Genomic DNA, 9,645 nt, shown 5'->3' with positions numbered 1-9,645 from the left:
CATGCATTGCCATCACTTGCCCGTACCCGAAATTCGAACGACCGGAGGCGAGGATGCGCAGCTACCTGAAGCATTATATTGGCGGCCAGTGGGTCGAAAGCCAGGGCGGAACCCGCCACGACGTGATCGATCCGGCGACCGAGCGACCCTGTACCGAGATCACGCTGGGCACGCCAGCCGACGTCGACGCGGCGGTGGCGGCGGCGCGGACCGCGTTCGACAGCTTTTCGCGCACCAGCGTCGACGAGCGGGTCGCGCTGCTCGAAGCCGTTCTGGCCGAATACAAGAACCGCGCCGGCGACCTGGCCGAGGCGATCGCGACCGAGATGGGCTGCCCGATCTCGATGGCGAAGACCGCGCAGGTCGGCACCGGCATCGGCCACCTCACGGCGGCGATCGCGGCGCTGAAGGAATTCAAGTTCGAGGAGACGATCAACACGTCGCTGGTAGTCCACGAACCGATCGGCGTGGTCGCGCTGATCACGCCGTGGAACTGGCCGCTCAACCAGATCACGGCCAAGGTGGCCCCGGCGCTGGCAGCCGGCAACACGATGATCCTGAAGCCGTCCGAGGAAGCACCGTCGTGCGCGGTGATCTTTGCCGAGATCATGGACAAGGCCAGGGTGCCGGCGGGCGTGTTCAATCTGGTCAACGGCAACGGGCCGGGCGTCGGCACCGCGCTGGCGCAACATCCGGGCATCGACATGGTCAGCTTCACCGGATCGACCCGCGCCGGCATCCTGGTGGCGAAGAACGCCGCCGACACGGTCAAGCGCGTCCACCAGGAACTGGGCGGAAAATCGCCTTCGGTGGTGCTCGACAGCGCCGACCTGAACCGTGCGGTGCCGGGCACGCTGATGAGCGTGCTCCTCAATTCGGGGCAGAGCTGCATCGCCCCTGCCCGCCTGCTGGTGCCCAAGGCGCGCGAGGCGGAAGCGATCGCGATCGCGACGCAGGTGATGAACGCCACCACGACCGGCGATCCGCAGGCCGAGGGCCGCCACATCGGCCCTGTGGTCAACAAGGCGCAGTGGGACAAGATCCAGGGGCTGATCACCAAGGGGCTGGCCGAAGGCGCCAAGCTGGAGACCGGCGGCCCAGGCCGGCCCGACGGCGTCGACAGCGGCTATTACGTCAAGCCGACGCTGTTTTCCGGCGTGACCAACGACATGACGATCGCGCGCGAGGAGATCTTTGGACCCGTCGTCACCATCATCCCCTATGAGGATGAGGAGGATGCGGTGCGGATCGCCAACGACACCGACTACGGCCTGTCGGCGGTGGTGTTCGGCGATGCCGAGGGCGTGAAGCGCGTCGCCCCGCGCCTGCGCGCCGGCATGGTTTACATCAACGGCGGCCAGCCCGATTCGAGCGTGCCGTTCGGCGGCTACAAGCAATCGGGCAACGGCCGCGAATATGGCAAATTCGGGCTGGCCGAGTTCATGGAAGTGAAGTCGCTGGTCGGCGCGCTGGCCTGAGCGGGCTATCGTCATTGCGGCAATCCGGCGTCGCGCGCGCGGCGCTGGATTGCTTCGCCCCGGCGACCGGCGGGCCTGCAATGACGAAGGGGTAAAGCCGGAGGGCGCGCGCCCTATCGCACGGGCCACACCCACAGGATCAGCGGCGTGGCGATCACCAGCACGAGCAGCGACAGCGGCGCGCCGAGCCGGGCGTAGTCGCCGAAACGATAGCCGCCCGGGCCCATCACCAGCGTGTTGCACTGGTGGCCGATCGGCGTGAGGAAATCGCAGCCCGCCCCAACCGCCGTCGCCATCAGGAACGCTTCCGGCCGATAGTGGAGATCGCCGGCGAAGGTGACCGCGATCGGCGCCATCACCAGCACCGTCGCGGCGTTGTTGAGGAACGGCGTCACCGCCATCGCCGCCGCCAGGATCAGCGCCACCGCACCCCACGGCGGCAGCGTCGCGGCGGTGTGCGACAGCCAGGTGCCGATCAATTCGGTGACGCCAGACGTGCGCAGGCTGTCGCTGACCGGAATCAGCGCACCGAGCATGATCAGGATCGGCCATTCGATATGCGAATAGGCATCGCGGACCGGCAGCGCGCCGGTGGCGACGACCAGCCCCGCCCCTGCAAAGAAGGCGACCGCCACCGGCACCCATCCCATCGCCGTCGCGACCATCGCCGCGACCAGGATCGCGACCGGCAACAGCCATTTGCGCGGGCTGCCCAGCCGCAGCGCACGCTCGGCCAGCGGCAGCACGCCGAGTTCGCCCAGGCGGTCGGGCATCCGGTCCAGCCGGCCCTGCAACAGCAGCAGATCGCCCGCCGCCAGCGTGATCCGCGCCAGCCGGCGGTCGAGCCGCTCGCCGCGCCGCGACACCGCGATCAGGTTCACGCCCATCCGCTCGCGCAGGTTGAGGTGGCCGACGGTCTCGCCGACCAGCGGCGAATCGATGTTCACCACCGCCTCGATCACGCCGATATCGTCGCCGTCGTGCTTGTCCTGGCCGACCAGCTCCAGTTCGTCGCCGGCGATTACCCTTTCGAGCACGTCGGGCGCGCCGCCGAGGATCAGTATGTCGTCCTCACGCAGCTTGATGTCGGGCAGCGGCACGGTGCGCAGCCCCGAGCGAAGCAACGCCGCGAGACTCACGTCGCCCTCATAGCGTTCGAGCAGCTTGCCCAGTTCGCTGCCGATCGCGCTCGATCCGGCACCGACGCGCACCTCGGTGACATAGCTGGCGACGTCGAGCGCCTGCCCCATCGTCGCGGGGGCGGTGCGTTGGCGCGACTGGAGCCGATAGGCAAAGCGCAGGAAGATCAGCCCGACGATCGTCAGCGTCAGACCGACGGGGGCATAGTCGAACATGCCGAACGGCTGGCCGGTCATGTCTTCCCGGACGCGGCTGACGATGATGTTCGGGGACGTGCCGACGAGCGTGATCAGCCCGCCCAGCAGCGACGCGAACGACATCGGCATCAGGAACACCGACGGCGATGCGTTCGAGCGCTTGGCCATGGAGAAGGCGGCGGGCATCATCATCGCCAGCGCGCCGATATTCTTGACCAGCGCCGAGGCGAAGCCGACCGTGGCGGTGAGCAGCAGCAGTTGCGAGCGAACCCGCGTGACCCGGTGCGCCAGTGTCGCGAGCACCCGTTCGATGATACCGGAGCGTTGCACCGCACCGGACAGCACCAGCGCCGACCCGACGATGATGACGATGTCGTCCGAAAAGCCAGAAAAGGCGTCCGCCGGTTTCACCACGCCAAGCGCCAGCGCGGCGAGCAGCGCGAGGATGGCGACGATATCGTAGCGCAACCGGCCCCAGACGAAGAGGATCATCATGCCCACGAGTACGGCGATGGACAGGATTTGCGTCAGCGTCATCGGTCAGCCCTGAACCAAGCGACCGCCGTGTTGTTCCGGCCCATCAATAATCCTTTGACACGCGGACGTTGGCGCTCTGGCGGCCGATCGTGGAGACGGTCGCGAGCAGGGACAGCCACCGCGTCACTTCAAACTCGACGCGGGTCGCCGAATAGCCCTGCCCATCGGTGATGATCTCCGCATAGGTGCGCCGAGTGATGTACTTGCCGGCGGCGATCGAGGTCGCCGCGCCGGTCTGCGGATCGGCGGGCAGGATGCGCAGCCGGTCGAGCCCCACCACCTTGCGCACCGCGTTGATCGGGTTGAGGCCGTCGCCGCCGCCCTGAAACGAGGCGACCGCCGCCGCCAGTTGCAGCGCCTCCGGCGCGGACAGGTTGGTGATCGAGGTGCCGAACAGCAGGCGCGAGAGCAACTCGTCCTCGGGCAGCGCGGGCACGCTGGTGAAGCTGATCTCCGGCTTGGCGGCGTTACCGGTGACGCGGATCGTGGCGTTCAATCCCTGCGTGTCGGCATTGGCGGCGATATCGAGCGCCGGGTTGGCCGGAACGCCGCCGTCGAAGCGGATGATGCCGCGCTCCAGCTCGAAATTGCGGCCGGAGAATTCATAGTCGCCGCGCACCAGATCGAGCTGGCCGGTGATCTGCGGATTGGTCGGTTCCCCGGCGATGGCGAGGTTGCCCGACCAGCGGCTGTCGAGGCCGAGGCCCTGGACCACGATCCCGTCGGGCGCGCGGGCGCGCACGTCCAGCCGCCACGGCCTGGCCAGCCGTTCCCCGTCATCCTCGTCGGCGCCGCGCGCATTGATCTCCCTGATGTTGAGCCGGGGCAGCGCCGCCGCCTGCGCCGCGCGGCCCAGCCGATAGCTGCCGGCGTTGACGACGACATTGCCGGAAATCACCCCGCCCGATCCGTCCGACCGGAACCGCAGCGGCCCGGTCACCGTCGCGCCGATATCGTCACGGACGATCAGGCGCGCGTTCTGCGCCTCCAGGGTCACGTCGATGCCAAAGCCGTTGGCGGCGGCGAGATCGAAACTGCCGCTGCCGCTGACCCGTCCGCTGGCGCCGTCCTGCGCGGCGAAGCGATCGAGCACCAGCCGCGATCCATCGAACCGCCCGCTCGCCTGAAGATTGCGCAGCACCGTGCCGGTCACCGTGCTTTCCAGCCGCGCCGTTTCGGTGCGCACCGACCCGCGAATGCGCGGATCGTCGAGCGTGCCGGACACGTCCGCGCCGATCGCGACCGGGCCGGACAGGTCGAACAGTTCGACCCCGCTCATCCGCCACAACGTATCCGCCGGCCCGGAATAGCGTAGCTGGGCGAACAGCGGAGCGCGCATCAGACGGGTGGCGAGATCGCCGCCGCCCAGCGGGCTGAGCTGCATCTGGGCACGGCCGATCGTCGCGCCGCCGCTGGCCACCACCGCGCGCGCCGCCGCCTTGTCCGCTTGCAGGATGCCAGCGATGCCGACGTCGATCGGCTTCGACGACAGCACCAGCCCCGACCGCGTCAGCCCGCGCACGGTCATGTCGATGCGCCCGGTCGGCGCGGCGCCGGCGGTCTGGGCATAGCGCAGCGTTCCCGACGCGCTGCCGCCGAGGCCGAGGCCGGGATAGCCGATATCGAGGACCGACAACGGCATCCGCGCCACCGCCGCGTCGAGCATCGTCGCAGCCGAGGAGAAACGGCCCGCCACCTGCGCCTCGCCACCCGCGAACGACAGCCGGGCCTGTTCCAGCCTCCAGCCGTCACCGTCACGCACCACCACGGCGGGCGCGGTCAGGCTGATCGGGCGACGATCGACCGTGCCCTGCGCACGGATCGTGTAGCGATCGGGCGCGATTCCGATGACCGACTGAATCTCGAAACTGCGGCCGCGCTGCCCGCCGATCGACAGCGTCGCCTCCCCATTGCCGCCCACCATGCGGACATTGCCGGCAATCCGCCCCAGCGACATCGCCCCGCGCCGCACGCCCTGCGCGGTCAGCGTGGCGTCGATGGAGGTGCCCGCCGGATCGAGCAGGATGCCGGCGTCGAGATGGCCGCGCCCGATCCGCAGCCCCCCGGCCAGTTGAGCGCCGCGCGCGTCGAGGCTGGCGTCGATGCGCTGTACCCCGTCCTGCGGCCGGAAGCCCAATGTGCCGGTGACGCCATTGCCGGCGACCGCGATCCGACCGTCGAACCCGCCGGGCACGATGTCCAGCCCACCACTCGCGCGCATCCCCGCCACGTCGAGCCGGGCGATGTCGATCCGCGACGTCCCGGCCTTCGGCAGCAGGATCGCGCCCTCTCCGGTGAAGGCGCCGATCAGCGATCCACCGGCGGCGGTGAAGGCGTAGCCGGCCGGATTGGGAGTCAGGTGGGCGCGGACGTCGCTGAGGCCCATCGTCGCGTTGGGGCGGGCGAGCAGAAGGTCGACGGTGGGGCGGCTGATGTCGCCGTCGATCTTGATCTGGACCGGGCCGTAGGTCGCCTGCGTGCCCGATCCTTCGAAATGGAAGCTGTCGTCACGGCGGCGAAAGCCGTTGCCGCTGAGCTTGAGCCCGGGCGAGGCCAGCACCAGCCCGCGGAAATAGAGCACGCCGTCTGGCGCGCGCTCCAGCCCGGTGTCTATGCGTGGCAGGCCCTGTGTCAGCGACGCGAAAAAGGCGTTGTCGAACCGCACCACCTGCGCCGCGCCGCGCCCGATCACGCGAGTGCCCCGCCCACCCGGCCCCGGCACCACCGACAGCCGCGATGTAACATCGACCAGCCCGATGCCCGGAATCAGGTAGCGCCGCAGCCCACCGGTCAGGCCGACCTCATACCGTCCGGTGGCAAGGTCGAGGAACAGCGTGATGCGGCCGTTGAGCTTGTCCGATCGCAGCACCAGATCGTCGCCGGTGACGTGCGCCGCGGTGACGCGCAGGCGGCCGTTGACACTGAGGTTACGCAGGATTCCGCCGGCGACGTCACCGACCCCGGTGACGCGTTGCGCGGTGAAGGCGACCGGCACGGTCACCGGCGCCTGCGACAGCCGGCCGCGCCCGGCGGCACGCGCGCCTTCGAACCCGGTATCGTCGAAGGCGAAGCGATCGGCGGTCAGGCGATAGTCGAAGCTGGCGGTATCGAATGCGCCGTCGAGGATCGCGTGCAGCTGGATGTTGCGCCCGGTCATGTTGGGAAACAGAGCAGGCGGGTGGAGCAGCCGGCCCGTCACGCGCACGTTGCGATAGGCGTTGGTGGCCAGATCGAGCCCGCCGGTCGCCTCCAGCGCCAGCGCCGCCGAGCGCAGCGACAGATTGCCGTCCAAGCGCCGGTTGACGAGCGTGCTGGCACCGCTGACCTGAACGCGCGGCGAAGTCAGCCGCTGGAGCTTGCCCTGGAGCACGCTGGCCGGGGCGAGCATCCCCGCCAGCGAATAGCGCCCGGCATCGTTGGCCAGCCGCAGGTCGATCACCCGCGTCGCGCCGACATCGGCGGTGCCGGTGCCGCGCCACGCCGCCCAGCGACCGTCGCCATGGATGTCGAGGGTCAGCGGATGCGCCAGCCCGGCCAGCTTCGCCAGCACCCCCTTGGCATCGCCGCGCGCGGTCAGGTCGATATCGAACCGGTCACGGTCGGGCGCGGCGTCGAGCTTGATCGCGAGCCGGTCGGTGCCCTGGACCACCGCGTCCAGATCGAGCAGCGCGCGCCCAGAACGGATATCGGCGCGGCCGCGCAGGCTGCCGGTGCGCCGCGCGCCCGTGATCGCCGGCGCCACCGTCAGCCGATCGACGCGCAATTCGCCGATCACGATGTCGAACCCGGGCAGGATCGGCCCCTTGCGCCCGGTGCGGATCGTCTCCGGCAGCTTCGCCAGTGTCGCGCGCGGGATGACGAGGCGGCGAATGTCGAGCCGATTGTTGACCCAGCCCAGCGGGCGCCAGTCGAGTTCGGCACGCGGTGCCTGGAACACCAGCCCCTTTGGATCGCGCACGCGCACGTCGACCAGCGCTGCCTTGCCATAGATCGACCCGTCGATCCGCCCGACCGAATAGCGCAGGCCGTTGGCGGGGCGCAGCGCGGCGATGCGATCGGCGATGAAGCGATGCCCCATGCTGGTGTCGAGCACCAACACCGCCCCCCCGGCGGCCACGACGAGCAGCAGCAGCAGCCCGAGGACCCACCGCCACAAGCGGCGGCGCTTCGGCGGCGGCGCGGCGGGGGGCGCGGGGTCGAGCCGGTCTTCGGCCTCCTCGCTCAAAACGCCTGTCCCAGCGATACATAGACCGCAACGCGCGGATCGCCCTTTTGCGGATTGAGCGGGGTGCCGACATCGATCCGGATCGGCCCGAAATTCGAATAATAGCGCACGCCGACACCCGCGCCGTAGCGGAAGCCCGAGAATTTGGGCAGCGCGGAGGTGTAGATGTTGCCGCCGTCGAGGAAGGGCACCACGCCGAAATTGCCGAACGCCTTGACCCGCGCCTCCAGAGAGAATTCGGCAAGGCTGCGGCCGCCGATCGGATCGTTGTTGGGATCGCGCGGGCCGATGTCCTGATAGCCATAGCCGCGCACCGACGCGCCGCCGCCGGCGTAGAATCGCCGCGACGGCGCGATCGCGTCACGGGGGGCGCCGGCGATCGTGCCCAGCCGCACGCGCCCGGCAACCACCACGCGCGGGGTGACCGGCTGATAGGCACTGGCGTCGAGCTGGACGCGGGCGTAGCCGAACGCGGCCCCGACCAGCGACAATTCCGGACTGACCCGCCCGCCCAGCCGGAACCCGCGCGTAGGGTTGAGCAGGTCGTCGGACCCGTCATAGATCAGGCTGGTCGGCAACGCGCCGATGAAATAGGTGCGGCGGCGCGGCGCCCCGGTCGACACGATCACGTCGCGTTCGTCCGACGCGACCAGTTCGGCGCCGACCGACCATGCCCATGCCTTTTGGAAGAAGATGTTGGTCTGGCGTTCCAGGCTGCCCATGATCGACAGCGTATCGGCTTCATAGGCGTCGCGCTCGGTATGCGCGGCGTTGACCTGTGCGGTGAGCACGCGGTCGCGCCCCTGGAAATTGTTGCGGCGGAACACCACGCTGCCCAGCTGTTCGCGCGTGCCGAGCACCCCGCGCAGCGTGATGCCGCCTTCGGGCGGGAAGAAATTGCGGTGGCTCCAGCTGACCTCGGCCCGGGCGCCCTCGCCGGTGCCATAGCCCAGCTCGCCGGCGATGGTGCGCGGCGGCGCCGGCAGCAGATCGACCGCGACGTCGACCGTCGCGGTATCCGCGCCCTCCACCGGCGTGACCCTGGCCGAGGACACAAGGCCGGTCTGGATCAGCGCGCGGCGCAGGTCGTCGAGCGCGGAGGCGTCATATTCCTGCCCCGGCACGAACCGGGCGATGTCCTGTACGTGTTCCGGCCCGAACACGCGGCGCGGATCGGTCATCACGATCCGGCCGAAATGGCGGACGGTGCCCGGCTCCAGCGACTGGACCAGCGTGGCGGTGCGGGTCGCGTGATCGACGACGATCTCCGGCTCCTCCACCTTGGCGAAGGCGAAGCCCTCCTCCCCCACCGCGGTGCGCAGCCGCGCGTTGGCGGCGGCGATGGCGTCGCTGTTGACCGGCGCATCCTTCGCCAGCCCGAACGCCCTGGTCAGCGCGTCGCTCTTGCCGTCCGCGCGCTCGACCCCGGCCAGCGTGACCTCGGACAGGCGATAGAGCGCGCCCGGCTCAGCCTCCAGCGTCACCACCAGCTTGCCGGCGCGCGGCTCGACCCGCGTCGCGATACGCGCGTCGTAATAGCCCTCCGACCGCAACAGGTCCGACAGCAGCGCCGCGTCCTCACGCGCGCGGCGCTCGATCTGGGCGGCGTTGGCCGATTCACCGCGATTGGCGCGCAGCGTCGATGCCGCGTCGAATCGCTGGCGCATCAACTCGCCGCCGATGCCGTCGATCCCGGTGATCTCGTAATCATAGCGGACGTCGCCGCGCACCTCGTTCGATACGGCGGTGGCGGCGGTGTCGTCGGCCGGCGCGGTCGACAGGTCGGGCCAGTCGACGCCGATATCGTTCATCGGGGCCAGCGGCGATTCGGGATCGAGCACGCGGTCGCCCGGCACCTCGGTCGGCGCCGCGACCTGTGCGACGGCGGTCAGCGGCGCCAGCGCACAGCCTGCCGCTACAAACATGCTGTGCCGGCGGACGAACGCGAACATGGTGAAGGGCTTAGCGCGACAATCGTTTATGCGCCAACCGCTTAGTGCACCCTAATGCACCGTGCCGACCGCCCGGTCGCTGGCCAGCAGCACGATCAACCGCTCGATCTGGCGCC

General features: G+C 69.7%; 4 protein-coding genes. 1 reads left to right on the top strand and 3 read right to left on the bottom strand.

Translation table 11 applies throughout. The features are described 5' to 3' along the window. Positions 1 to 53: 53 nt before the first annotated feature. Positions 54 to 1,478 (top strand): aldehyde dehydrogenase family protein, encoded by a 1,425-nt coding sequence (locus tag VNR91_RS12460; protein WP_325491098.1) that lies wholly within the window; start codon positions 54 to 56, stop codon positions 1,476 to 1,478. Between the two features lie 113 nt (positions 1,479 to 1,591). Here VNR91_RS12460 and VNR91_RS12455 read toward each other — a convergent pair whose 3' ends face one another. The 3 genes from VNR91_RS12455 to VNR91_RS12445 form a co-directional block, all read right to left on the bottom strand. Beyond that, positions 1,592 to 3,310: an SLC13 family permease gene (locus VNR91_RS12455; protein WP_325491097.1), complete on the bottom strand. Its 1,719-nt coding sequence runs from the start codon at positions 3,308 to 3,310 to the stop codon at positions 1,592 to 1,594. Positions 3,311 to 3,395: 85 nt separating this feature from the next. Then, on the bottom strand, positions 3,396 to 7,577 hold the full coding sequence (locus VNR91_RS12450; protein WP_325491096.1) for a translocation/assembly module TamB domain-containing protein: 4,182 nt from the start codon (positions 7,575 to 7,577) through the stop codon (positions 3,396 to 3,398). Then, positions 7,574 to 9,502, bottom strand: coding sequence for an autotransporter assembly complex family protein (locus VNR91_RS12445; protein WP_325491095.1), 1,929 nt, complete (start codon positions 9,500 to 9,502; stop codon positions 7,574 to 7,576). The genes VNR91_RS12450 and VNR91_RS12445 overlap by 4 nt, the downstream gene beginning before the upstream one ends. Positions 9,503 to 9,645: the final 143 nt, after the last annotated feature.

The organism is Sphingomonas sp., assembly GCF_035555815.1.
Taxonomy (GTDB): Bacteria; Pseudomonadota; Alphaproteobacteria; order Sphingomonadales; family Sphingomonadaceae; genus Sphingomonas.
The sequence above is the reverse complement of the archived record's forward strand: the minus strand, read 5'-3'. Positions and strand labels throughout refer to the sequence as shown.

Coding starts and splice junctions, on each gene's coding strand:
- VNR91_RS12460 (WP_325491098.1), top strand. CDS start 54: ATGCGCAGCTACCTGAAGCATTATATTGGCGGCCAGTGGGTCGAAAGC.
- VNR91_RS12455 (WP_325491097.1), bottom strand. CDS start 3,310: ATGATGATCCTCTTCGTCTGGGGCCGGTTGCGCTACGATATCGTCGCC.
- VNR91_RS12445 (WP_325491095.1), bottom strand. CDS start 9,502: ATGTTTGTAGCGGCAGGCTGTGCGCTGGCGCCGCTGACCGCCGTCGCA.